Genomic DNA, 24,317 nt, shown 5'->3' with positions numbered 1-24,317 from the left:
ATCAGTGATGAAGGAATCAGAGTGAGGAATCAAAGATGATGGATGCCTGGAAGGCGTCCTTTTTTATTTGCTGCGGAAGGCAGTGTGTTGGGCAGAGGAATCGCTGCGTGGTGAGACGGAACGGGTGCGAGACGGCAGAAAGTATCGATTCAGTGTTCGGATTGGTGGAATCGCTGTGTGGAGAGGAGGAAACGCAGCGCGAGACGATAAAAAGTATCGGTTCAGTGTGCAGATTGGTGGGTACGCGTCGTGAGACGACAAAAAGTGTCGGTTCAGCGCGCGGATGGTGGGATCGCAGCGTGAGACGACAGAAAGTATCGATTCAGCGCACGGGAAAGCGGAAACGCACCATGAGACAACAGAAAGGATCGTCTCAGCACAAGCAAAGCGCAAGCGAATGGTGAAAACGCAACATGAAGAGGCGGAACGCAGCGCGAGACGACAAAAAGTGTCGGTTCAGTGTGCGGAATGGCGAGTGCGCGTCGTGAGACGACAAAAAGTGTCGGTACAGCGCGCGGATGGTGGGATCGCAGCGTGAGACGACTGAAAGTATCGGTTCAGTGTGCGGATTGGTGGGATCGCAGCGTGAGACGACAAAAAGTGTCGTTTCGGCCTGCGTGCGTATTGCGCATAATTAAACAAAGCCTGAGACAACACAATCTGTCGTCTCAGGCCTCCGATTCAATGATTGATGATGCCCAGCTGCGGTCTTGTACTCGATGGCGTTTTTATGCGCTCCTTGCCGATCAGGGCATAACGCATACTGTCGACGAGCGCCTGCCAGCTGGCTTCGATGACGTTCGGTGAGACGCCGACGGTGCTCCAAGAATGGGTCAGATCAGAGGATTCGATCAACACGCGCACCTTCGCTGCCGTTGCATTTTTCTCATCGATGACGCGCACCTTATAGTCAGCGAGATGCATATCCTTGATCGCCGGATAGTATTGTTCAAGGGCTTTGCGGAGGGCATTGTCCAGTGCGTTCACCGGCCCGTTGCCCTCAGCCACCGTGAAGACGATCTCGTCGCCGATCTTGATCTTGACTAGGGCTTCGGTGACCACGCCGCTGCGGTCGCTGGAATGTTCAACGATGATCTTGAAGGATTCGACGGTGAAGATCTCCTCCAGATTGCCCGTGGCTTCGCGCAGCAGAAGCTCCAGCGATGCGTCTGCACCTTCGAATTGATAGCCTTCATGTTCGAGGGCTTTGATGCGCTGGATCGCCGCGCGGGCGGCTTCGCTGTCGAGCGGAATATCGAGATTCAGCTCCTGCACCTTGAACAGGACATTGCTCTGTCCGGCCAGCTCCGATACGAGGACGCGCTGTTTGTTGCCGACCAGTCCCGGCTCGATATGTTCATAGGTCCGCGGGTGTTTGCGAATGGCGGAGACATGGATCCCGCCCTTATGGGCAAAGGCAGCAGTGCCGACAAAGGGCTGGTTGATCGGCATGCTGACATTGGCGATCTCACTGATGTAACGTGCCACAGCTGTAAGGGAACGCAGTTGATCGGCAGAAATAACCTCATACCCCATCTTCAATTGCAAATTGGGAATAACTGACACGAGATTCGCGTTCCCGCAGCGTTCGCCGTATCCGTTGATCGTGCCTTGCACTTGTCTGGCGCCCGCTTGTACGGCGGCAAGGCTGTTGGCGACACCGAGCTCACAGTCGTTGTGCGCGTGGATGCCGATCTTAGCAGGGATGCGTTCGCATACGGTGCTGACGATCTCCTTAATCTCGTCTGGCAATGTTCCGCCGTTCGTATCGCACAGGACGATCCAATCCGCTCCGGCGGCATGTGCTTTCTCCAAGGTTGCAAGAGCATACTCCGGATTGCTCTTGTACCCGTCGAAGAAATGCTCCGCGTCGTAGATCACCTCAAGATCGTGATCCTTCAGATAGCGCACGGAATCGTAGATCATCGCCAGGTTTTCCTCTAACGTGGTCTCGAGTGCCTTAGTCACATGGAAATCCCAGGACTTGCCGAAGATCGATGCCACTTGCACACCGGATTCCAGAATTTTGTTCAAATTCGCATCCTCTTCGGGTTTAGCTCCCTTGCGGCGCGTGCTTCCAAAGGCAGAGATCTTGGCATGCTTGAGATTCAGGCTTTTGACCCGTTCAAAAAATTCGATATCCTTGTTGTTGCTGCCCGGCCAGCCGCCCTCGATGTAGTCAACGCCTAATTCGTCCAATTTCTGAGCGATCTTGAGCTTGTCTTCAACGGAGAGGCTGATGCCTTCCCCCTGCGTGCCGTCACGGAGTGTGGTATCAAAAATATAAACTCTGCCAGACATCGATTATCCTCCTTATGTTGCGAAACAAAAGTTTGGACGTATATAATATACTTGTGTAATAAAATATATTGATGACATTATAACATGAGAATAGCTAAATGTGGGATAATTGCGTGACAGATGCACATCTTAGTATCTTACACCATTTGTAAAAAGTTATCAATAAAGGTGGTCATTGATTCTCACGAACATTTATACTATATTGATGTGAGATTATTGAAGTTAAATCTAATTAGGGAGGACTCATCATGCCGAAATATACCTATGTAGACAAAGACACTTGTATCGCATGCGGCGCCTGCGGCGCATCTGCTCCTGATATATTTGATTATGATGATGACGGCTTGGCTGAGAATATCTATGAGGGGGATAACAATCGCGGTGTCGTACCGATTCCTGAGGATCTCTACGATGATCTGCAGGATGCGGTAGATGGATGCCCGACGGATTCAATCCAAGTTTCGGACGAACCGTTCGAATGATGTTGGATGACCGCTGAGGCATCATGTGAATCGCGGATATCATGCGAAGCAGATATATACGGATATGATGATGTGCTCAGTTCGTCCAACAGATGGAGTCAAGACAGGGATCTTGGCTCCTTTTTGTGTGTTCATCTGCGGCTGTCTTCAGGGATCGGAGGAGGCAGGGATTATTTTGGTTAGAAGGATCTGTTTGGGGGATATCTGCTAAGGGCCGACGGGTGAGATAAAAATGAACTCGGAGGCTGACTGATTAAGGATGAGCCGCCTCCGAAAGCACGCAGGTGCTCCAGCGTTAGGAAAAGATTAATAAAAGGATGACGATAAGCAAGATTCCGCCGAAGATCGATGCGTACCAGATAAGTGCTTTGCGGTTTACGACTTCTTCTTGTTGCTTCTTGTATCGTTGTACGTAGGATTGCTTCTTCTTGACCATATCATTCACCCACTTATTGAATTACGTAAAACCCTTTCTAAAAATTATATAAGTAACTGAATGCGATTGCAAACGACAAGAACTCTTTTCTTTTGGACGTGAAAAGGATAAACTGTTCGTTAGACATTAGTTGGGTCGGGAGGAATGGATTTTGTTATATGAAAAGATCGTCAAGCCCATCTTGTTTCGTATGAATCCGGAGACGGCGCATCATCTGACCATCAGCGGATTGCGCATCGCCCAAGCGGTTCCCGGAGCGATGGCCGTCGTGCGTGCGGCCTATTCTTCGCCGCAATTGCCGGAGCTTAGGCAGACGCTGTGGGGAATGGATTTTCCCAACCCCATCGGTTTGGCAGCGGGTTTGGATAAGAACGGAGAAGCGGCGAAGGCTTTCTCGTATATGGGGTTTGGTTTCATCGAAGTGGGGACGGTGACGCCGCGGGCACAGAACGGCAATGAGCGGCCGCGGTTGTTCCGTCTGCCGGAAGACAGCGCTTTGATCAATCGGATGGGATTTAACAATGAAGGTGCGGACAAGATGCGGGCATATCTCGAGAAGGTCACGCGCCGGCCGATTCCCATCGCGATCAACATCGGTAAGAACAAGGTTACGCCGAATGAGCATGCCGTCCAAGATTATCTGGATTGCCTCCGCATATTATATGATGTCGGGGATTTTTTTGCTGTGAATATCAGTTCCCCTAATACGCCGAACCTGCGCAAACTGCAGCACGGAGACGACCTGCGGGACTTACTGCATGCGGTGATTGCGGAGCGCGACCGCTTGGCGAAGGAGCGGAAGGCCAAGGCGAAGCCGGTGGTCGTGAAGATCGCACCGGATCTGTCGGATGAGGAGATCGAGCAGTGCGTCGAGACGATCAGCCAGGCAGGTATCGACGGCATCATCGCCACGAACACGACGATCAAGCGGGAGGGTCTGAAGCATCCGAATGCGATCGAAAGCGGCGGTCTCAGCGGCAAACCTTTGAAGCAGAGGGCCGTCGAGGTGATCCGTCAGGTCTATCGTCTTACCGAGGGACGAATTCCGATCCTCGGTTCCGGCGGCGTGTTCACAGGTGACGATGCCTACGAGATGATCCGTGCCGGAGCAAGCCTCGTCGAGATCTATACCTCGTTTATCTACCGCGGGCCGACGATCAACAAGACCTTAAACCAAGAGCTGTCGAATCTATTAAGAAGGGATGGGTTCACGCACATCTCCGAGGCGGTCGGTGTCGACGCGTAAACGTTCCATTGATTGGAGGAATCAGCATGGACGGAAGAGATTGGAGTAAATTTCTCCTCCCTTACGAACACGCTGTAGAGGAGCTTAAGATCAAGTTCAAGGCGCTCAGGGCGGAATTGAAGATACGGGAAGAACTGGCTCCGATAGAATTTGTAACAGGACGCGTGAAGCGCATCTCCAGCATACTCAGCAAGGCGAAGTCGTTGGGCGTTCCCTATGATCAACTTGAGAAGGGGATCGAGGATATTGCCGGCATCCGCATCATGTGTCAATTCGTTGAAGATATCTACCGCGTCGCGGAGCTGATCCGTGAGCGAAGCGATATGAAAGTCATGTATGAGAAAGACTATATCGCCAACAAAAAAGAGAGCGGCTACCGCAGCTATCATATCATCGTGGAATACCCCGTCCAGACGGCGCTGGGCGTGAAACCTGTGCTGGCAGAGATCCAGATCCGCACCCTGGCCATGAACTTCTGGGCGACGATTGAACATTCATTGAATTATAAATTCAAAGAAGAATTGCCGGAAGACGTCAAGCAGAGACTGCGCAGGGCAGCGGAAGCTGCCTACGTGCTGGATCAGGAGATGTCCAGTATCCGGGATGATATCATGAGCGCGCAGAAGGCATTCGAGAGAAATTCGAATCTCGTCTCCAGAGTGTTAAATGATATCCAGGAATTATATTTTTATCATCGCTTTAGAGAAGCCGTGCAATTCCAATTGAAGTTTAATGAATTGTGGGAGAATGAAGACATCTGGGGTTTGTGCCTGCTGGCTGATCAGCTGCAGGAAGCGCTGGAGCGAGCGAAGCAGCATGCGGATGATTGAATGATCAGCGCAGAACGCACACGTTATGAGATGGGCGCTGGACGAGGCGGGTTCATGCACGAGGAACATGGCTGGTACGAAAGGCGTGATCAGCGATGACCTCGTGCATGGATCCGCCTCAATTTACATAGATGACACAGGAGGTGCAGCACGATCAGGAACAAACCATCAGCAGGAAGCATGCGGATCGACAAGATCCTCACTCACCTGGGCATTGCAACCCGTTCGGAAGCGAAGCGGTTAGCGCGGGCTGGATTGATCCGGGTGAACGGTGAGATCGTGAAGGACAGCGGAAGGAAGGTCGATCCCGAACGCGATCGTCTGGAAGTGAATGGAGAACCTGTACATTATCGTTCATATATCTATCTCATGTTAAACAAACCGCCCGGGGTGATCTCCGCCACCGAAGATCTGCGGGAAAGAACGGTGTTGGACCTGCTGTCCAAGGAATACCGGGCTTTCTCTCCCTTTCCTGTCGGTCGTTTGGATAAGGATACCGAAGGTTTGCTGCTGCTTACGAACGACGGGCAGCTGGCCCATCGCCTGCTCTCGCCGAAACGTCACGTACCGAAGGTGTACTATGCCGAGATAGAAGGGTTCGTCGGCGAGCAGGATGTGGTAAGATTTAAGCATGGCGTGGAATTGGATGACGGATATGTCACCTTGCCGGCAGAACTGAAGATCCTCGAGACCTTCGAGGGACCGAAGGGCCCATGCTCGAAGATCGAGCTGACGATCGTGGAGGGCAAGTTTCACCAGGTCAAGCGGATGTTCCGCGCCGTCGGCAAGAAGGTGACGTATCTGAAGCGTATCGCGATGGGGAACTTAAGGCTCGATCCGACATTGGCTCTTGGTCAATATAGAGAACTGACAGATTTAGAGATGAGAGAACTCATGGAGGGGACTGGAGATGACCATTAAACTGATCGCTTTGGATATCGACGGCACGCTGCTGGATGATGAGCATCGCATCGGTGAGAAGAATCTTAGAACGATCCGTCGTGTCGCGGATCAGGGCGTGAAGGTGGTGCTGTGCACGGGGCGGGGGGCGATGAGCGCTCGTCCGGTGATGGAAGAGCTGGCTCTGGAGGGCGTGATGATCACCCACAACGGTGCCTCGATCTTGGATACGAAGGATAACATCCTGTACGAGGATACCTTTCAGATCACGGAACTGGTTGAGCTGATCGCATACTGCCGGGAACGCGGCATTCATTACGATATCAATACTTCCTTGGATATGATCGTCGATCGGATGTCGGACGAGGCGAGGAAGATGTATGAAGCGTACCTCGCGGATCCGCAGATGGTGGAGGATGTCCTGCAGGTGACATCGCCGCTCGTGAAATTCTGCATGTTTGGCGATAAGCCCGTCATGGATCAAGTGGAGCGGGATTGGCCGCAGCGTGAGCAGAAGTTTCGCTTTATCCGCAGCGGGGATTACTTCGTCGATGTGATGAAACCGCAGGTGACGAAGGGCAGAGCGTTGCAGCGGCTGGCCGAGATCTGGCAGATCGAACGGACAGAGATCCTCGCCATGGGGAATTTCTTCAACGACATCGAGATGCTCGAGTTCGCCGGCATCGGCGTAGCCGTGGCCAACTCTCCGGATCCGGTGAAGGAAGCCGCCGATGAGATCACCGTCTCCAACAACGAAGATGCTGTGCATGTGGTGCTGAGCCGTTACTTCCCGGAGTAAGCTGGACAAGCATCGCTGCAGCCGCATGGAGCTTAGAACTTGGAGGGGCACATCGATGGATAGAACACGGAGGATGGGAGACGCTAATAGCATTAGCTGCTAAACCATCATTCGTGGAGGGATCTATGCGATGGGCAAGATAGCCATTCGTCCAGATATGCGCACTGCCGGCGGGGAAGTAAGCGATGTGTTGTTGAACGGGCGATATGTCGGCGGCATCACTTTGGTCTACCGGGAAGGCAGCCGGCTGTCCGGCTCGATCCAGCTTGAGCGGACATCGATGACCCCGGCAGAGAAGCGAAAGGTGCTTCGCTACCTGCAGGACTATATCCATTCCTTCGCGGCAGCGATCGAGGCGGAGGACTGCGATGTGATCGTTACTTACAGCCCCTTCGATCAAGTGATCGCAATGGAGCATAATGTGGGGGAGATCCAGTATTTTATGGAGGATCCGGAAGGGCCGGATGAAGAGCTGTACCAAGAGGACGGCACTGCGGATGCGCCTCTGGATCACGACCCTCAGCGCGGTCCGGATCCTTATGAGATGGAATCACGGGATGTTGAGGCATACGAGTTAGTCATCACCGGCGAACATGGGGATTCCGTCGAATACCACATCTACGGACGCAATAAGCGGTGGCTGGCGGAAGCCTTTGTCACCTTGCAGGGTGCCGATTGCTTCGGCGAGATCAACTGGATGATCGAACCGACGCCCGAGCAGATTGAAGCTGGCGTGGATCTCTTGGTGTCGGATTTTGATGATGATTATGTGGATTCGTTCCAGCTTGAGGTGAAACACAACGGCGAACTGCTTGAGATCTTCGAACTGGATCATCAAGATCTTGCGGCATACGAAGACGGGGCATCGCTGCTCGAATCGCGGACAAGCCCGTACTCCGTTCATCTCGTGCGGGATGACGGCGATACGCTCACCTATGATATCTATTCCCGGGAGAACGGCAATCTGCCCATCGGCACGGCGACGATCGATATCAGCGAGCCCATGATCACGGGCTATATGGATTTTCGGGAGATGAACAGCGAGGAAGACCGCGAGAAGATCGCTGCGCTGATCATGCGGGAGCTGGACAAGGAGCGGGATTATGATTCCTTCAGCTTGAGCGTCCTGTACCGCAACCGGCTGATCGATGAATTGCTGCTCGAGAATGAAGCGGCTCTGTGAACAAAAATGACAAAGGACGAAGATTCCGCGGCATGATCCGTGTGAGGTCTTCGTCCTTTTGTTATGCGCAGATGGCATGGGCTTCTATGCAGTCAGCAGGAAATATTGTCGATTATTGACAAAACCTCCGTTAGGGGTATGATGAAAGTACCATTGTACCACCGGGAGGGATGTCGGATGACCATGAAGCTGAGCCTGGAGGAAATCAATTACATCCTGTTCCTTGCTCAGGTTGCTGTGGACAATAACAAGCCGCATATGCTGCGCGAGATCATCCAATGCCTCATCTATATCGCAAAGGCAAACGGTGAGGTTGAGGTCCCGCGGGTAGTGGGGGAACAAGTGCACGCGATCATCGCCCACATCGAAGCGGAGTTAAGGGAAGATTCGGAACGCCTGCGCGAAATCCATCACAATCTGGATCAATACGGACGTCGCAGTCCCTTGGGATAGTGATTCTTCAGCATCCCCCCGCCGGCCTTCCCCCATCCAAGGGGATAGCCGTCCACAGCGACTAAGGTCCATCCCTTCATGCCTGCACCGATTGGCAGGGTCTCACCTCGGAGATAGGCTTCGGTCTCCGAATCCTCCGCTGTCAGATGATGGACGCGCGCTGCCTCATCCGGCTTAAGGGCAAGCGCCAGCGCATGGGAAGGTTCGAAGCGCTGCTTGCGCACCAGGCCGAGATGCAGACCGGGACGGGGAACCTTCAAGCCCTGCAGCAGATCCGCGGACATCTTCCCGCCGCAGACAGGAAGCCAGTACAGCTGTTCCCCGAACAGAATCGGCTCCCCTTCAGGCAGGGTGAAGTTCGGCAATTGTTCAGCGGCAAATGCATGGAAGAACCGCATGGCCGCTTCGGCGCTCCCTTGGGCAGCGCGTGAGCTGTGCTTGCTTCTCTGCATCTTGTCCCGCCGTTTCGGCCCGGCTGCCGCTGCTGGACCCAGCTCCAGCGGTGCCTCCTCTTCCCGGCGATCCCGGAGTACCGCAACGAAATGCCCTTCCCCGCGATGCCGATGCGGCCAGAATCGTTCCATCGTGATCCATTCCATATGGGGATATTCCTCGCATAGCCGATCGATGATCTCCTCATTCTCTTCTTCAGCGAAGGTACAGGTCGAATAGACGAGGGTCCCGCCGGGTTTCAGCATCTTTATCGCATCCTGGAGAATGTCGAACTGGCGGGCGGCACAGACCGCGACCTGTTGTTCACTCCATTCGAGCACCGCTTGCGGATCCTTGCGGAACATGCCCTCGCCGGAGCACGGGGCATCGACGAGGATGCGGTCAAAATAATGGGGAAACCTATCCGCCAGCTGGCCGGGCGAAGCGTTGGTGACGACGGCGTGCTGGATGCCCATGCGCTCGATATTCTCCGACAGGATCGCGGCGCGGCCGGGGTGGATCTCATTGGCGACCAGCAGACCCTGTCCCTGCATCAGGTCGGCGATGTGCGTGGATTTGCCCCCGGGCGCAGCAGCCAGATCGAGCACGATCTCCCCGGGCTGAGGAGCGAGCATCTCCGCGGCGGACATGGCCGACGGCTCCTGGATATAATAGACGCCCGCCGCATGATAGGGATGGCGGCCGGGCTTTGCCTCTTCCGCATAGTAGTATCCGGCCTTGCACCAAGGTACCGGCTCCAGCTGAAACTGGGCACGCAGCTTGTCCGCTTCAGCCGAATCCAAGGGAACTTTGCGTGTATTCAGACGAAGACCGTGGGTGCGGTCCTCCCCATAACTTGCAACGAAAGCATTATAGTCTTCCCCCAGCATCTCATTCATCCGCCGGAGAAAGGCTTCAGGCAGTTCGATCGTCATAGCAGCCTCCTGTGGGTAGATATTTCGTACGTACTGATCAAGGGTTAACTATATTATTAATGGCAGAAAAATATCCTCATCACAACCTCATCGAAGAAGGCTTAAATATAGAAAAAAATGAAAAACATACCTTTATTTTGTATATGACATAATGTATTATACATAATAGTAATTATATGGGATAAAATGAGGTGATTTAAAGCTTTTTTCGGTTAGGTTTTTAATCATGAAAAAATATTAATTTAGAAAGGGAGGATTAGAATTTGAGAAATCCTTAATTTAGGGGTGAGTACGATGAGAATACAAAGAATATTAACAGTGATTTTTGTGAGTTGTTTTGCAATTTTTTCAATTACAGCTTGCTCTTCGAAAAAAATCGAACAAAATGAACCCGAAATTTACGCTGACTGGCCTGTTTATTCGATTGAACAAATGGTTCAGGGTAAAAGCGATTTGGTTGTGCTTGCAAATGTAGCTTCAATTAAAAACGTAGAAGATAAGGATGAACTAAAGGTTCAAATATCAACATTAGAGATCCTTGATGTGTTTTATGGTGAACCTGTTAAGCATCCAATATTATTATATCAGTCAATCGACAAAGTCAAATTGAATCAAACGTATTTACTATTCCTAAAATATAAACCAGAAGATGGCTTTTATGTGTTATCCGACGGCAACTCCCTTACGAAGGTAACAGAGGATAAAAACTCCCAATCTATGGATCTAAATGAATTAGAAATTGATGTCAAAGTTAAAGGGGTCAAGGGAAATTATTCAATTGATGAGCTTCACGAAATTTTTGCTCAATACAAATAAACTTCCTTATTGGGACAGACTTGAATACCTTAAGTTTGGGATATTCGTATATATTTCATAAGAACCAACTGTGGAATTAACTGAAACATTGCAGTTAAACCCAGTTGGTTTTTATGATGTAAGTGGGGAATGGACGTTTTCATGCTTCAGCATCTCCGAAATGCTAGTGTAATGATTTTAATCATAAACAGGCTTAGTTGTCGCAGTTTTGCCATACATGATATAATAATAGCTGGTTTTTGGCACGGGTTACGTTTCGTCCCTTGTCAATCAGGGTTTAAGGAGAGGTGAGCTGTTATGGATTTTCCAGCGCCGGAGAAAGTGCAAGTCCTGGGTCGTGACATCCAAGAAGACCAGTTAAAATATCATAACCGAAGAGTGCTCGTATCGAAGGAATTCACCTTCGACAGCGCTCACCATCTGCATTGCTATGAAGGGAAATGCAAGAGCTTGCACGGCCATACGTACAAACTGCAAGTGGTCATGTCGGGCAGGCCGGATTACCGCGGAATCACCATTGACTTCGCCGATATAAAACGCATCACGAAGGAAAGCGTCATTGACAAATTGGATCACCGCTATCTCAACGAAGTCCTGCCGCCGATGAACACCACTGCCGAGAACATGGTCGTCTGGATCTATGAGGAGATTAAGAAGCAGCTGCAAGCGGAAGGGCTTTATCCCGATGTTGAGCTTGAGGAAGTTCGTCTGTGGGAGACGCCCACCAGTTATGCATCAGCGACGAAAGCATTGATGGAGGAATAGATGATGAACAATTATGCGGATGATACACAGACGATGAACCAGGCAGCGAGAGACATCCGCATCCCGATGGTCGATATCTACGAGACGGTCGAAGGCGAGGGGACCCGCGCCGGTTATCCGACCGTCTTTATCCGTTTGTTCGGCTGCAATCTTCGTTGTTCTTGGTGTGACACGAAGTACAGTTATCCGCCTTACGAAGCGGATCGCATGATGACGATCGCCGAGATCCTGGAGGAAACATCGTCCTATCAGGCGAAGCATGTGTGCGTCACCGGCGGCGAGCCGCTCCTGTACGGAGAAAGGTCGCGGATCTTGCTGCAAGAATTGGCAAACACAAGCCGCTATGTTGATATTCACGTAGAGACGAACGGCGCGGTTCATCTGGCGCCGTTTCTTGAGACCATCAGCTCACCGATCGTTCGCTATATCATGGATTATAAGCTGCCGGATTCCGGTGAGCATGAACGGATGATCCATGAGAATCTGACCTTGCTGCGCCCGCAGGATGAGCTGAAGTTCGTGATTGCCAGCGAAGCGGATTTTGATGCTGCGAAGCGGGTGATCCTGGAAACGGAGATTCGTGCGACGATTCTCTTCAGTCCGGTATGGGAGACGATGCCGCCGGCGCGTCTCGTGGAGATGATCTTAGCGCACGGACTGCCCCAGGTGAAGCTGAACATGCAGCTGCATAAGGTGATCTGGGATCCCGGGATGCGCAGGGTGTAAGAGCTGAGGATATTTGTGGAAGAAAGGCTGGAATACAGCAGTTGGGAAGAATAATCAGATCGAACATCATCAAATACAATATAACCTGCTACGGATAAAGGAGAAGATGTGAGACTATGAGCCGCAAGGAAAAAGCCGTCGTTATCTTAAGCGGCGGTTTGGACAGCACCACCTGCATGGGAATCGCACAGGATCAAGGCTATGAGTTGTACCCGCTGACCTTCGATTACGGGCAGCGGCATCACAACGAACTGGACAACGCGCGAGCCGTTGCAGAACACTACGGTGTCAGCAGCCGGCATAAGATCGTTCCGCTCTCCTTCTTGAAGGAGATCGGAGGCAGTGCGCTCACCGACCCGTCGCTCGAAGTGCCGAAGGCAGCCGACGGGGATGCGGATGAGATTCCGATCACTTATGTACCGGGCCGCAATCTCCTCTTCCTGTCGATCGCCGCTTCTTACGCGGAGGTTATCGGCGCCGGGCGCATCTATATCGGTGTCAACTCCTTGGACTACAGCGGGTATCCCGATTGCCGGCCGGAATTCATCGCCAAGGTCGAGGAGACGATCCAGCTGGCGACAAAGGCCGGGGTGAGCGGCCGGACGATTCGCATCGAGGCGCCGCTCATGCATATGACGAAGGCGGAGATCATCCGCGAAGGCCTGCGCCTGGGTGTGCCTTACGAGCTGACGACGTCCTGCTACCAAGGCGGCCCCTATGCCTGCGGCGAATGCGACAGCTGCCGCCTGCGCTTGAAGGGGTTCGCAGAAGCAGGCGCAGAGGATCCGATTCCTTACGCGAAAAAATAATCAGTGATGGCTTAGCTAGCCAAAAAAATATAACCCGCCGTCAGGCGGGTTTCTTCTTGCTTAGAAAAGCGGCAGGTTGTCCAGGTTATTATCCTTGCGCCCGTCGGGCACGGAGCGGAGATGCTCTTCGCCGTCCCGGCCGCGGAACACTTGGACGTTGTACAGCTGATTGTTCTTCGCCATCGCTTGCGCTTCCAAGTAATCCACGACTCGGCCGGAGCTGAGCTTCAGCTCGACGATATCGCCGTCGCCGTTCTTCCTGACGGCAACGACGTGTTCTTGCGGCTGTTCATTCGACAGATCCAATACCATCGCCTCCTCTAAGTTTAGTATGACTTAGGCGAGGCTTTTTCACTCTTGTTTGCGGATTTCGTTATTGCTGCAGGGACGCCAGCATCTTCGGAGTCCTTGTCGTGTAGGCAGTCACTTTGTTTTTGCCGGTTTTTTTGGACACGTACATCGCTTCATCGGCCTGCTTCATCAGCTCATGCGCCGTCACGCCCTCGCGATAGCGGCTGTAGCCGACGCTGACGGTAACCTTCGTCTCCTCTTCGACCCGCTTGCGGATCTTCTCCGCGATTTTCTTCACATCACCGGCTGCATTGTCCAGCACCGCGACCATCTCCTCGCCGCCGTATCGCCCCACTTTGCCCGCATCGCCTACGGTATCCCGCAGGATGCGGGCGACGGCTTTCAGCACGCGGTCGCCTTCTTGATGACCTTCTGTGTCATTGAGCCGTTTGAAATTGTCGATATCGCAGAAGATCACCGAGGCGCGGCGCCTTTTGACGAGGCGGTGGGCATAGGTCATGATGTAGTTCCGATTGTAGACGCCGGTTAAGCCGTCGATGATCGACGATTCGAAGACGGCCTGCAGCAGCTCGACGATGCGGTTGAAGACGATGAAGAACAGGGTCGTGTAATAAAGAACAGGGAGGAGATGTTCCAGCACTTGCAGGAGCTTACGGCTCTCCTCCAGTACATATGCATCCATCATATGGATGGCGTGGCTGAGCAGAAATATCCCCAAGCTGAACAGATAAGTCTTCGTCTGTCCGATATTGGGCCGGATGAAGAGCGCAGCCAGCAGGATGAGCGCGATTAGATACTGTTCCAGCAGCATGGGGCCGGCAAGGAAGCGCAGGATTGGATCCGTTTCGCTAAGCTCGCCGGGCAGGTACAGATGCAAAGCTGCGACCACGAAGGCCAGGGCGTTTAAAGCCGCAGCGATCAGCTTCAACTTGCGTCCCGTTGGATTATAGAGCTGGAAGATTCCCAGATTGATCCAGATAAAAGCGAGCACCTTCAGCAATTGAATCACATAAGCGGTGATCGCCGCCGGCAGGCTCGACATCTCCAGGAGGAGGATGATCACATATTGAGCGATGACGAGCAGGAAGGATACCGCCAATGAAAAATACGCCTTCTTGCGTCGATTCATATACAGCTGAACATTGATCATAAACATAAGGCCAAGAATAACCAGAATACATATAGAGGAGACGATCTTGCCCGTCGGTCCATAGAGCAGTTCCGTTAGTTCCATAGCCATCTCCTAATGTTGTGTTGTACGAGTCTTGTCATCGAATCGGGAGCGAATGCTGCGTTCCTGTGCCGATTGATGGCAATCTATCAGACCTAGTATATCAAAATTTGTCGGCTGAAATCATTCCAATTGAAAGTTCGGCAAGTTACAATAATGTTGTAGAGAGAAGGAGGACGCTTAAATGATGAAGATTTTGCAAGCTTTGTTTTTTCCGCCGGAACAACCGGGGGGCGTATCCTCAATGGTCCCTTATATCAATCAGAAGTTTCAGGCGATGGGCTGGGATATGGAGCTGTTCTCCCTGCCCAAACGCATCCGCGGCAAAGGCACGGAGCATCATGAATTTGCAACTTTTGACTGGACGCAGTACAGCGGCAGACCGGTTGTGGACAAATATATGCAGACGCTCAGAGATTATCTTTGGTTTGCCAGGATGAGATTAAGAAATGCTTCCTATGATCTCATCCACGCGCATCATCCGATAGCGGCGCTGGTCATGCGCCGTCTGTTTCCGGATACTCCCGTGCTGATGACGGTGCACTCCAGCTATGAACGGGAGCTGGTGCTGAACGGAAGAATCGAAGATCAGGGACCGGAACATCGTTTCCTGACTTCCTTGTATCGAGAGTTGGAACATCAGACGAATATGATCATCACCGTGTCGCATTCATTCAAATCGTATATCGCACAATATGTTGACCGCCCGGAGGACATCCGCGTGATCATGAACGGCTTCGACCCGAACCGCTTCAAACCGGTGGAGAATGTGAATGACGTGCCCCAGATCGTCACCCTGTGCCGCTTGGTGCCGGCGAAGGGGTTGGATGTCTTGTTGCAGGCACTCTCCATCGTGAAGAAACGGGGCCATGCCTTCGTCCTGCACCTGATCGGTGACGGACCGATTCGCAAGGAACTGGAGGAGATGGCCATTCGGCTCGGCATCTATGATGAGACGATCTTCTACGGCTATATGCTTCATCCGGAAGAGCTGATGCCGTTCTTCGATCTTTTCGTCCTGCCGTCGCGGGCAGAAGCCTTCGGCAACGTCTTCGCCGAGGCGGCGTTGTGCCGTTTGGCCTTGGTGGGCACCGATGTCGGCGGCATCGCTGAACAGATCGAAAGCGGTGTGAACGGGCTGCTCGTCCCTGTAGATGATGTGCACGCCCTCGCCGATGCCATCGAGAAGATGCTCACCGACGGAGAATTTCGCCTGCGAATGGCGCATGCCGCCTACGAACGGGCGAAGGAGAAGTCGTCGATCGCGCGCGTGATCGGCGATCTGGAAGAGGTCTATCTGTCCTATCGGGCTTCGTATATTTAATAGCTTTGTATTTAATATCCATTTTCGCAGGAGATTAGAGAAGATGAGAAGGTTTAGATTCTTGCATGCTGCCGACCTCCACCTGGACAGTCCCTTCCGCGGGCTGTCCGAGGTGCCCAGGCCGATTCGCGAGGTGATCCGCGGCTCTACGCTGAGCGCATTGGATCGGCTTACGGAGCTTGCGATTCGCGAAGGGGTCAGCTTCGTCGTCATCGCCGGCGATGTATATGACCTCGAAGACCGCTCGGTGCGGGCGCAGCTGAGATTTCAGCGGGCGGCGGAGCGGCTGGCGGAGGCGGGCATCGGCGTCTATATCGCCCATGGCAATCACGATCCCCTCGATGGGAAGCAGCTTCCGTGGGAGATGCCTGCGGGCGTGAAGGTGTTCCCTGCCGGCGAGGTGGAGACCGCTGTTGTCCGCGACCCGTCGGGGAGGGAGATCGCCCATGTGCACGGCATCTCCTACGGGGCGGCGCAGGTGACGGAGAACCTGGCGGAGAGGTTCCGCGTGCATGACCGGTCGGTGTTCAACATCGGCGTCCTCCACACCAATGTGGACGGTGCCCGCGACCATGCGAACTATGCACCTTCCAGCCGGGCGGCGCTGATCGGCAAGGGGATGGACTATTGGGCCCTTGGGCATATCCATGCGCGCTCTGTGCTGCATGAAGCCCCGTATATCGTCTATCCGGGCAATCTGCAATCCAGGAGCATGAAGGAGACGGGGCCGAAGGGCTGTTATATCGTCGATGTGGACGAGGACCATGCTGTGCAGCTGCGTTTCCATGCGGCGGACAGCGTGCGTTGGCTTAAGCTGACGGTGAATCTGAAGGAGGCTGCCGATGAGCAGCAGGTTAAGGAGCGCATCGAAGAACAGCTTGCGCTGCTGCGGGAGCAAACCGATGGGCGGCCGGCGGTCGTCCGCCTGATCTTAACCGGCCGTACGGAGCTTCACTCCGTGCTCATGCAGACCGCCTTCCTCGATGATGTGATCGCCGACTGGAATGAACGTGAAGTTCAGCTCTGTGAGCAGCAGGCCGGCAGCTGCTTCGTCTGGATCGAGGGCTGCAGGGTGCGCACGAGCGGCCTTATCGAACGCGATTATTGGCTGGAGCAGGAACATTTCGTCGGAGATCTGCTCCGTACAGCAGCTGAACTCAGGCAGGATGAGACGGCGCTGCGGCAGTATGCCGAAGAGCTGCTGGCAGATCTGCTGCGCTCGAAGGCCGGCAGATATCTTCACGACCATGGAACCCGGAGCGGAGGGAATTTCCTCACAGCGCAGGAGCCGGATGAACTGGTGGAATGCTTGGAACAGGCGGAAGAGTGGCTGCTGGACAAGCTGTTAGGAGGAGAAGCGGGATGAAGATCACCCGGATCGAAGTACATGGGTTCGGCGCTCTGCGCGATGTGACCATCGATCTGTCACCGCAGGCGCCGACGGTTTTGTTATATGGACCTAATGAAGCGGGTAAGAGCACCTTAATGCAGTTTATCCGCGCGGTGTTGTTCGGATTTGCACAGCGCAATCAGCCGGACCGCTATGAACCGCTCCACGGCGGCGTGCATGGGGGCGCTCTGGTACTGTGCGATGCACAGGGCCGCGGTTACCGCATCGAACGATTCGATGCCCCGGGTGCGGCCGGCCGCAGGCTGTCCCGCGGCGCGGCGACAGTGCGCTTGGACTACGGCCGAAGCGGGGGAGAAGAACTGCTGCGTCCGCTCATCGGCGATCTTACCGGTGAAGTATATAAGAATATCTTCGCTTTCGGGCTGGCGGAGCTGCAGGAGATCCGCACCTTGCAAGCCGAGGAGATCAACCCGTATCTGTTCAGCAGCGGTTTCGGCATCAGCGGCTCGCTGGTGCTGGATGCGGGGAAGGAGCTGCAGGCGGAACTCGACGAACGCTTCAAACCCCGCGGCAAGAAGCAGTCCATCAACCAGCTTGCGGAGGAGCTTGCAGAGATCGATGCCAAGCTTCGTCAGCTGCGCGGGGAAGCTGCAGAATACGGCATGAAGCAGAAGCGGCTGGCGGCGCTTGAAGAAGACATCCGGAAGCTGGATATGAAGCTGCAAGAGGCGAGTGACCAGCAGGCGTGGCTGGAGATCTGCCTGCAGTCCCAGGAGCCCTGGATGCAGCTGCGTGCCGCGGAGACGGAGCTGGCGGAATTAGACGAGCTGATGGAGCAAATTGGACCGGAGGACTTAGGCGGGTCGGCGGGGAAGGAATCGCAAGTTCAGATGGAGCGGTCAGTCGGCAGGGCGTTCCCCGAGGATGGGCTGCAGCGATTTGAGGAGGAGAAATCGCGTTTGGAAGAGCTCCGCAGTCTGCATGCCCAGCTCAGCGAAGGAATGGAGCGGCTCGCCGCAGAGCTCAGCGGGATTCAGCCGCAGGAGGAGCGGCTCGCACGGCGAAGGGAAGCGGAGGAGCTTGCCGAAGAAGCGGCCATGATCGAGGCGTTGGAAGCGGAGCTCAAGCAGGCCGGCGAAGAGAAGCTGCGGCTGGAAGAGCAGGTGCGGGTCCAGCTCATTCAGATCGATGCGAATTGGACGGAAGCGGATGTGCAGCGCCTCAAACCTTCTTTGCATGACCGCACGACGATTTATGAGTTCCGAGATACGCTGGCGGCGATGGAGCGGCAGGCGGAAGCGGCGGAGCAGGACGCGGCGAAACTGGAGGAGGAGGGGCAGCATCTGGCGCTGCGGCGGAGGGAACTCGCCGGCGAGATCGGACCGATGCTGGAGAAGATCCAGCACCATCCGGCAAGGCGGCTGCTCGAACTGGCGCCGGGTCTGCGGCGCAGGCAGCTGCAATCGCTGCGCAGCGCTCTCGACAACTGGCGGCGCGCCGAATGGGAGCGAGAGGCCGAGGCACGGCGCCGAGCCGCATCGGAGCGGTTCATGAAGCGCACACAGGGGATGGTGCATGCCTTCCTCGGGCTGCTTCTTGCCATCGCGGCGGTGCTCTTCTTCACCGACAACCACCTTGCCGGCGCCGTCGCAACTGCTGCAGCGCTGGTGCTCTATGCCGCATATGCTCTATCGATGCGGGCGCAGAAGCGGGAGGGACAGCGCAGCGAGACCGAGGTCCGGCGCAGCAGCGAGCGGCACGGAGGGGAAGTACGACGCATGCTGGAGGGCCTGCTCGAGGCGGAGCAAGTCTATGCTGCCTATGCTGCCGCTGCACGGGAACGCGGGGACGAGGGCTGGACGATTGCCCTGGCGGAGGAGATCATCGCTGGTATAGAGCGGGATCTCGAAGAACTGCAAGCCGATGAACTGAAGATGCAGCGGCATCGAGACCGCTTGCAGGAGTTGGAGCGGAAGATCGCCGAAGTCCAGACCCGCCGTGAAGCAGCCGACAAGCGCCTGGAGGAATGCCGGCGACGGCTCGCGGAGCAGGAGAGGAAGTGGCAGGCCTGGCTGGCGGAGCGGGAACTGCCTCGCAGCCTCAAACCGGAGACTGCCGGCGAGCTCTACAATCTAATCGATCGCGTGCTTCAGACGATCAGCCATCGCGACAGCGCCGCGATGCGCATCCAAGGCTATAAGGAGCGAATCGCCGCCTATGAACAGCGGGTCAGCGCACTGTGCGAAGCCTTGGCTGTGCCGTATGATTCTTCTGCCGATGCTGCGGCTGCTGCCCGCAAGGCCGCTGAACTGACGGCACAGGAAGCGGAGCGCTGGAAACGCCGGCAAGACCTGCAGCAGCAGTATGAGCAGCGGGCGGAAGAAGCGCAGCATCTGGAAGCGCGCATCCGGCAGACGGAGGCGAGGATCCGCGCGCTGTGGGATGAAGTCGGAGCGAAGGATGAGGAGGATTACCGCCGGTTGGCGGCACTCAGCAAACGGCGAAGACAGCTTGCGGAGACGATCCGGGAAACGCGCCTGCGTTTGGAGTGGTTGGTGACGCCGGAGCGCTATCCTCTGCTGCGGCAGACACTGGAGCAAACCGGGGGAGCGCAGTTAGCTGCGGAGCGCGAGGAACTTTCCAAGACGATCGCCGCATGGGAGCAGCAGGCGAGCGAACTGCGGGACGAGCGGGCGAAGCTGGAGCTGGAACTGACGAAGCTGCGTGAAGGAGAAGCTCATGCGGAGATTGTCCAGCAGCGGGAGGAGAGGATCGCAGAACTGCATAAGCAGGCGAAGGAGTACTTGACCCTGCTGATGGCGCAGGGCCTGCTGAAGCGAACGCAGGAGCTGTATGAACGGGAGAAGCAGCCGAAGGTGCTGCGCGTCGCCTCGCGCTATATGGCGATGATCACCGGCGGCCGGTACGTCCGGATCCTTGCGCCCTTCGGCGAGCAGCGCTTCCTGCTGGAGCGCCGAGACGGCGTGCAGCTCGATACCGCCCGGCTTAGCCGCGGGACGGCGGAACAGCTGTATCTGGCGATGCGCTTTGCGTTGTTGGATGCTTATCCTATGGAGGATCCGCTCCCCGTGGTGCTGGATGATATCTTCGTGAATTTCGATGCGGGGCGGGCGGCGCGCTGCTTAGAAGTTGTGCGGGAGGTCAGCCTGCGGCGCCAGGTGCTCATCTTCACCTGTCATGATCACATGCGCCGGCTGATCGCGGGCACCCTGCCCGAGACGCAGTTGATCGACCTGACGCGTTGGCAGGGTGTTTAAGCTGCTCCTTCCGGTAAGTCAGTTGGCGGAGGTTTTCATGAACATCATGGAAAGCCATAGCAGGCTGATCAGACCGAACAGCGGATAGAGGATCGAGAGCAGTGTGCTGAAGCCGATCAAGCTGATGAAGTAGCTGGCCATCAGCACCAGTGCGATGAGCAGCGGCTGGTTCCAGCCGGTGTGCTGCCGGATCTGCAGCGTTAATCCATAGACATCGGACAGCAATGTTGTGAAGATCTCAGCGAAGATGATGAAGATGACGAGCAATTGAATCGTATACCCCAGCATCGCTACCGTCTGCCCCATCGGGATCTCGTACTGCATGATGCCGGGCATGTGGGCGGACAGGGCATAGTGGCCGGCGAGCAGCATGAAGCCGATGCCCGCCCCGCCGAGGTATCCGCCCCAGCGCAGGACGGAGCGGTCCGCGATGCTCGTGCCGACTGGCACCAGCACGGCTTGCGCGAGGGCGAGATTGCCGGCGATATATAAGAAAGCATAGGCGATCATCTTCAGCGGGGATTCGATGCTCGTAAGCAGAAGCCAGTTGTTCGCCATCGGGGTATGAGCGGTGACGATGACGACGATGATGGTATAGAGGAGCATGATCGGCACGACGATCGTATTGACGGTGAGGATCGAGGAGATGCCGCGAATCAAAAGGATGTATGCCAGCCCCATGGTCAGCGCCAAGCCAAGCTGATAGGGGATGCCGAACTGCTCGTGAAAGACGGAGCCCGCTCCCGCCAGCATGACGGCGCTGACACTGAATAGGTTCAACATCGAGATGAGGCTGATCCAGCGGCCGGCCCGGTCGCCGAAGAGATGGCGGTTGAGGTCTTCGTAGGAGGCGGCTTGGATCTCATTGGCGAGCAGCATGATCTTCGTTCCCAACCAGCAGATGAAGATGGTCGTCAGGAGGATCGTCAAAGCAGCTAAGTTGCCGAAGCGTGTAAAAAATTGCAGGATTTCCTGCCCAGTCGCAAATCCTGCACCAACGACGGTTCCCATATAAGTAAAAGCTACTTGCAGCACTTGCATGTTTTTTTTCACAAACGATTGTTCCCTCCCATCGCCTTGCATGGATCAAGCAAGCTTGACCACATTAGTACAAGTTATGTTCGGGAACGCGATTCCATGACTAACCTGCGGGATGGGGACAGGAAGTTACGAGGATGCCGCCGCGAACAGCTTGATGGAGACGATCTGATCGCTGGTATGATCGATATCCAGCTTAAGGATCGTGCCCTCCCGTTCGTACATGATCACGGATAACGTATGCTGCAGCGGTTCGCCCAGGATGTCCAGGGCTTCCATGCGCGTGCTGCCGATCTGAAGCCCATCGAGCTGCGGATCGATGTTCGCGGAATAGACATCGATGAAGTGGATGCCTCTCTGATGGTTGCAGCCGATGGTGAAGCCGGGATAATAGTGTACGATGATCACTTCCTCACCGTCTTCCATCGTAAACTGCTCATCGGCATAGCCGTATTGGGCGATCACGGAGGACATCGGTTCTTGAAGGGCGAAGCCGAGCAGTCTGAAGCCGGGGAGTTCTGCGGCTGCCGGCGATTTCACCGGCTCATGTTGTGCTCCGCCCTCCAGCGCATGCTGCGGCGCATGTTGTTCTTCGGATTCATCGGTCATAAGGGATGTGCCGGCTTGCTGGACGTTCGGCTCTTTGCCCGGGGCAGCGGCGGGGCTGGAATCTAGATTTTGACAGGCGGTCAGGAACAGGATTAATATAAGTAGAGGATAAACGAACGACAAGTGGGACGAACGACCTTTGATCATCATGCATCTTCCTTTCTTGGTGCTAATAAGGTCTTCACTGCCGCACGCTTGTTATCCATGATTAGGCATGGTTGTGGTCACAGACAGCCGCATATGCAGTACATATTAACGCCTGCTGTACACAGATGGTGACATGCAGTTAAACTTGCAGCGCAGATTTGCAAATGATGAATGCAATTACACTTATTGTGCACATTTGCATATACTTACACAAGTTTACATATGACCACATAAGAACATGCATGACATACATGAATATACTTGGTTACACAGCGGACGTGAATTCATCATAATGGATTCCAGAAGGGTAGAACAAAGGTGATATTCGCTGATCCCCGCCGAATTCAACAGCAAAATGTGGGATAAAGCACGCTCGGGCGGCTGCTTACGCGGCGGCAATCTTTATTTTGATATGGCGTAAGTTCAAGACGCGAACTCATCGGTTGGAATGGAGGGCGGAAGATGGACATCTTAAAACAAGCCATATTGGACAAAGGCAGCGTGGTTCATGATCATCTGCTGAACCTCGATCAGGTGATCAACCATCAGATTGATCCGCAACTTATGATGAAGATCGGTGAGCGATTCGCAGAGCTGTACAGGGATGATGGGGTGACGAAGGTGCTGACCATCGAGTCGTCGGGCATCTCCGTTGCCTTTGCCGCGGCTTATCATCTTGGTGTGCCCTTCGTCTTTGCGAGGCGCAAGAAGACGCGGGTCACCGATGAGGATGCGTACTGTGAACGGGTGCCCTCTTTCACCAAGGGCATCGTCACCGATATCGTCGTACCGCGCTCGCTGCTGTCGCCCGATGATCATGTACTGCTCATCGACGACCTGATCGCCAACGGCGATGCAGCCAGGGGATTGATGCGCATCGTGAAGCAATCCGGAGCCGGGATCGCAGGCTGGGGGATCGCCATTGAGAAGAGCTTTCAGCAGGGCGCAGATGCGATCCGGGCGATGGGCATACGCGTCGAAACGCTGGTCAAGATCCGCTCTTTAGAGGGCGGGATCGTGCAGTTTGCGGATTAGGAAATTGCAACTTTTACATGGGGATTTCGTCTTTTAACCGCTTGTTATATCATTTATAATGAAATGTAAAGTCAGGGAGGAGGGTAAGTATGGATCAAAACCGCAATGTGCTCGATCATCTGGAACGCAAATTGACGGAAGCCAAGACGCATTTCGAGCGAGCCCTCGACTGCAAACATACGGAGTTTGATGATCTGTATCCCTATATGATGGAGCATCCTCAGTTTTTTTGGTATAAACGCTATGTAGCGTGGTCTGAACTGCTTACGATCGTGAAGCTCTGCGAAGAACTTTCAATCGATTGGAAGGATAAATTTACGCCCAATCAGGTTGAATACGTGAGGAATCGCGTGATGTCCAGCAAGGTGCTGGATGAATGGTATCACGACTCGAAAGAGCATGTTGGCTGAGCAGATGACATGGTTCTGATAATGCATATCTAACTCGATTAACTTCTGCAATCTATCGAACGAAGCAACACTAATCGATAAGTGAGGCGACCATGGATGATATCTGAAGAGCAATTGGAATCTCTTCGGCAGAGTGGTGTCAAAGTCCGAGTCATACGTGATGCGAACCCGGAGAATGATGTCAAGGGTTACGTTGTGGCTTGGGATGACAAAGATGTCCTGATCCGCCGTCCAAACCGCAGAGTCATCAAACTGTCACGAGAATATACGTTTGAGATCATCGATTAACATACGGTCACTTTAAACCCCGGGGATTCCTCCTCGGGGTTTGTTTAATTATTCGTTGTCGTAATGAGGCTATGCACAGCCGTGTATAAAGCTGAGTTGTTGCAGGTTATAGGAGATTGGGCTCCGTGATTCGTAACGGGTGCAGGAGCTGGTTTTGCGGCGGTTTTGTCCGAAAAATAGG

At 54.3% G+C, this 24,317-nt stretch carries 24 protein-coding genes; 17 read left to right on the top strand and 7 right to left on the bottom strand.

Annotated features, from left to right (window positions below; translation table 11 throughout):
- Positions 1 to 681: 681 nt before the first annotated feature.
- Positions 682 to 2,301 carry a citramalate synthase gene (gene cimA / locus PRECH8_RS08070; RefSeq protein WP_200966595.1) on the bottom strand — a complete coding sequence of 540 codons (1,620 nt, stop codon included), beginning with the start codon at positions 2,299 to 2,301 and terminating at the stop codon, positions 682 to 684.
- Positions 2,302 to 2,549: 248 nt separating this feature from the next.
- Here cimA and PRECH8_RS08065 point away from each other — a divergent pair, with 248 nt between their 5' ends.
- Positions 2,550 to 2,783, top strand: coding sequence for a ferredoxin (locus tag PRECH8_RS08065; RefSeq protein ID WP_200966594.1), 234 nt, complete (start codon positions 2,550 to 2,552; stop codon positions 2,781 to 2,783).
- A gap of 295 nt (positions 2,784 to 3,078) precedes the next feature.
- Here the strand turns inward: PRECH8_RS08065 and PRECH8_RS08060 are convergent, their stop codons facing one another.
- Entirely contained in the window at positions 3,079 to 3,219 is a 141-nt protein-coding gene (locus PRECH8_RS08060; protein WP_200966593.1) for a hypothetical protein, read from the bottom strand.
- Between the two features lie 151 nt (positions 3,220 to 3,370).
- Between PRECH8_RS08060 and PRECH8_RS08055 the strand changes: the two genes are divergently transcribed.
- From PRECH8_RS08055 to PRECH8_RS08030, 6 genes are all read left to right on the top strand, one after another.
- The gene (locus PRECH8_RS08055) at positions 3,371 to 4,465 is read left to right on the top strand and encodes a quinone-dependent dihydroorotate dehydrogenase (RefSeq protein ID WP_200966592.1); all 1,095 of its coding nucleotides are present in this window, start codon (positions 3,371 to 3,373) and stop codon (positions 4,463 to 4,465) included.
- Positions 4,466 to 4,491: 26 nt separating this feature from the next.
- On the top strand, positions 4,492 to 5,295 hold the full coding sequence (yjbM, locus tag PRECH8_RS08050) for a GTP diphosphokinase (protein WP_200966591.1): 804 nt from the start codon (positions 4,492 to 4,494) through the stop codon (positions 5,293 to 5,295).
- 180 nt (positions 5,296 to 5,475) lie between these two features.
- Positions 5,476 to 6,216, top strand: coding sequence for a pseudouridine synthase (locus tag PRECH8_RS08045; RefSeq protein ID WP_200966590.1), 741 nt, complete (start codon positions 5,476 to 5,478; stop codon positions 6,214 to 6,216).
- Positions 6,206 to 6,994: a Cof-type HAD-IIB family hydrolase gene (locus PRECH8_RS08040; protein ID WP_200966589.1), complete on the top strand. Its 789-nt coding sequence runs from the start codon at positions 6,206 to 6,208 to the stop codon at positions 6,992 to 6,994. The genes PRECH8_RS08045 and PRECH8_RS08040 overlap by 11 nt, the downstream gene beginning before the upstream one ends.
- 130 nt (positions 6,995 to 7,124) lie before the next feature.
- Positions 7,125 to 8,177, top strand: coding sequence for a hypothetical protein (locus tag PRECH8_RS08035; RefSeq protein ID WP_200966588.1), 1,053 nt, complete (start codon positions 7,125 to 7,127; stop codon positions 8,175 to 8,177).
- A gap of 177 nt (positions 8,178 to 8,354) precedes the next feature.
- The gene (locus PRECH8_RS08030; RefSeq protein ID WP_200966587.1) at positions 8,355 to 8,630 is read left to right on the top strand and encodes a hypothetical protein; all 276 of its coding nucleotides are present in this window, start codon (positions 8,355 to 8,357) and stop codon (positions 8,628 to 8,630) included.
- On the opposite strand, the gene PRECH8_RS08025 is transcribed toward PRECH8_RS08030, so the two are convergent.
- Positions 8,600 to 9,997: an RsmF rRNA methyltransferase first C-terminal domain-containing protein gene (locus PRECH8_RS08025; protein WP_200966586.1), complete on the bottom strand. Its 1,398-nt coding sequence runs from the start codon at positions 9,995 to 9,997 to the stop codon at positions 8,600 to 8,602. The genes PRECH8_RS08030 and PRECH8_RS08025 overlap by 31 nt on opposite strands.
- A gap of 294 nt (positions 9,998 to 10,291) precedes the next feature.
- Here PRECH8_RS08025 and PRECH8_RS08020 point away from each other — a divergent pair, with 294 nt between their 5' ends.
- From PRECH8_RS08020 to queC, 4 genes are all read left to right on the top strand, one after another.
- Positions 10,292 to 10,813, top strand: a complete 522-nt coding sequence (locus PRECH8_RS08020; RefSeq protein ID WP_200966585.1) for a hypothetical protein — start codon at positions 10,292 to 10,294, stop codon at positions 10,811 to 10,813.
- A 297-nt stretch (positions 10,814 to 11,110) separates the two neighbouring features.
- Positions 11,111 to 11,578 (top strand): 6-carboxytetrahydropterin synthase QueD, encoded by a 468-nt coding sequence (gene queD, locus PRECH8_RS08015; RefSeq protein ID WP_200966584.1) that lies wholly within the window; start codon positions 11,111 to 11,113, stop codon positions 11,576 to 11,578.
- Positions 11,579 to 11,581: 3 nt separating this feature from the next.
- Positions 11,582 to 12,304 (top strand): 7-carboxy-7-deazaguanine synthase QueE, encoded by a 723-nt coding sequence (locus tag PRECH8_RS08010; RefSeq protein ID WP_200966583.1) that lies wholly within the window; start codon positions 11,582 to 11,584, stop codon positions 12,302 to 12,304.
- A 116-nt stretch (positions 12,305 to 12,420) separates the two neighbouring features.
- Complete coding sequence (queC, locus tag PRECH8_RS08005) at positions 12,421 to 13,113, top strand: 7-cyano-7-deazaguanine synthase QueC (protein WP_200966582.1); 693 nt, start codon at positions 12,421 to 12,423, stop codon at positions 13,111 to 13,113.
- 60 nt (positions 13,114 to 13,173) lie between these two features.
- On the opposite strand, the gene PRECH8_RS08000 is transcribed toward queC, so the two are convergent.
- Entirely contained in the window at positions 13,174 to 13,419 is a 246-nt protein-coding gene (locus PRECH8_RS08000) for a DUF3892 domain-containing protein (protein WP_371871188.1), read from the bottom strand.
- Between the two features lie 67 nt (positions 13,420 to 13,486).
- Positions 13,487 to 14,659: a GGDEF domain-containing protein gene (locus PRECH8_RS07995; RefSeq protein ID WP_200966580.1), complete on the bottom strand. Its 1,173-nt coding sequence runs from the start codon at positions 14,657 to 14,659 to the stop codon at positions 13,487 to 13,489.
- Between the two features lie 184 nt (positions 14,660 to 14,843).
- Between PRECH8_RS07995 and PRECH8_RS07990 the strand changes: the two genes are divergently transcribed.
- The 3 genes from PRECH8_RS07990 to PRECH8_RS07980 are packed head-to-tail and all read left to right on the top strand — an operon-like array spanning position 14,844 to position 20,609.
- Positions 14,844 to 15,980 (top strand): glycosyltransferase family 4 protein, encoded by a 1,137-nt coding sequence (locus PRECH8_RS07990; protein ID WP_200966579.1) that lies wholly within the window; start codon positions 14,844 to 14,846, stop codon positions 15,978 to 15,980.
- A gap of 43 nt (positions 15,981 to 16,023) precedes the next feature.
- Positions 16,024 to 17,346 (top strand): metallophosphoesterase family protein, encoded by a 1,323-nt coding sequence (locus PRECH8_RS07985; protein WP_200966578.1) that lies wholly within the window; start codon positions 16,024 to 16,026, stop codon positions 17,344 to 17,346.
- A complete protein-coding gene (locus PRECH8_RS07980) occupies positions 17,343 to 20,609 on the top strand; it encodes an AAA family ATPase (protein ID WP_200966577.1) in 3,267 nt (1,088 codons plus the stop codon). The genes PRECH8_RS07985 and PRECH8_RS07980 overlap by 4 nt, the downstream gene beginning before the upstream one ends.
- A gap of 18 nt (positions 20,610 to 20,627) precedes the next feature.
- Here the strand turns inward: PRECH8_RS07980 and PRECH8_RS07975 are convergent, their stop codons facing one another.
- Both PRECH8_RS07975 and PRECH8_RS07970 read right to left on the bottom strand, forming a co-directional pair.
- Positions 20,628 to 21,662, bottom strand: coding sequence for a YkvI family membrane protein (locus PRECH8_RS07975; RefSeq protein WP_200966576.1), 1,035 nt, complete (start codon positions 21,660 to 21,662; stop codon positions 20,628 to 20,630).
- A 114-nt stretch (positions 21,663 to 21,776) separates the two neighbouring features.
- Positions 21,777 to 22,403, bottom strand: a complete 627-nt coding sequence (locus tag PRECH8_RS07970; protein ID WP_200966575.1) for a hypothetical protein — start codon at positions 22,401 to 22,403, stop codon at positions 21,777 to 21,779.
- Between the two features lie 462 nt (positions 22,404 to 22,865).
- Here PRECH8_RS07970 and PRECH8_RS07965 point away from each other — a divergent pair, with 462 nt between their 5' ends.
- From PRECH8_RS07965 to PRECH8_RS07955, 3 genes are all read left to right on the top strand, one after another.
- Positions 22,866 to 23,438: a xanthine phosphoribosyltransferase gene (locus tag PRECH8_RS07965; protein ID WP_200966574.1), complete on the top strand. Its 573-nt coding sequence runs from the start codon at positions 22,866 to 22,868 to the stop codon at positions 23,436 to 23,438.
- Positions 23,439 to 23,527: 89 nt separating this feature from the next.
- The gene (locus tag PRECH8_RS07960) at positions 23,528 to 23,848 is read left to right on the top strand and encodes a hypothetical protein (RefSeq protein WP_200966573.1); all 321 of its coding nucleotides are present in this window, start codon (positions 23,528 to 23,530) and stop codon (positions 23,846 to 23,848) included.
- Positions 23,849 to 23,944: 96 nt separating this feature from the next.
- Positions 23,945 to 24,136 (top strand): hypothetical protein, encoded by a 192-nt coding sequence (locus PRECH8_RS07955; RefSeq protein ID WP_200966572.1) that lies wholly within the window; start codon positions 23,945 to 23,947, stop codon positions 24,134 to 24,136.
- Positions 24,137 to 24,317 lie beyond the last annotated feature (181 nt).

Origin of the sequence: Insulibacter thermoxylanivorax, from assembly GCF_015472005.1 — a bacterium.
In the GTDB taxonomy this organism is placed as follows: domain Bacteria; phylum Bacillota; class Bacilli; order Paenibacillales; family DA-C8; genus Insulibacter; species Insulibacter thermoxylanivorax.
This window is presented reverse-complemented; position numbering and strand designations above follow the sequence as displayed.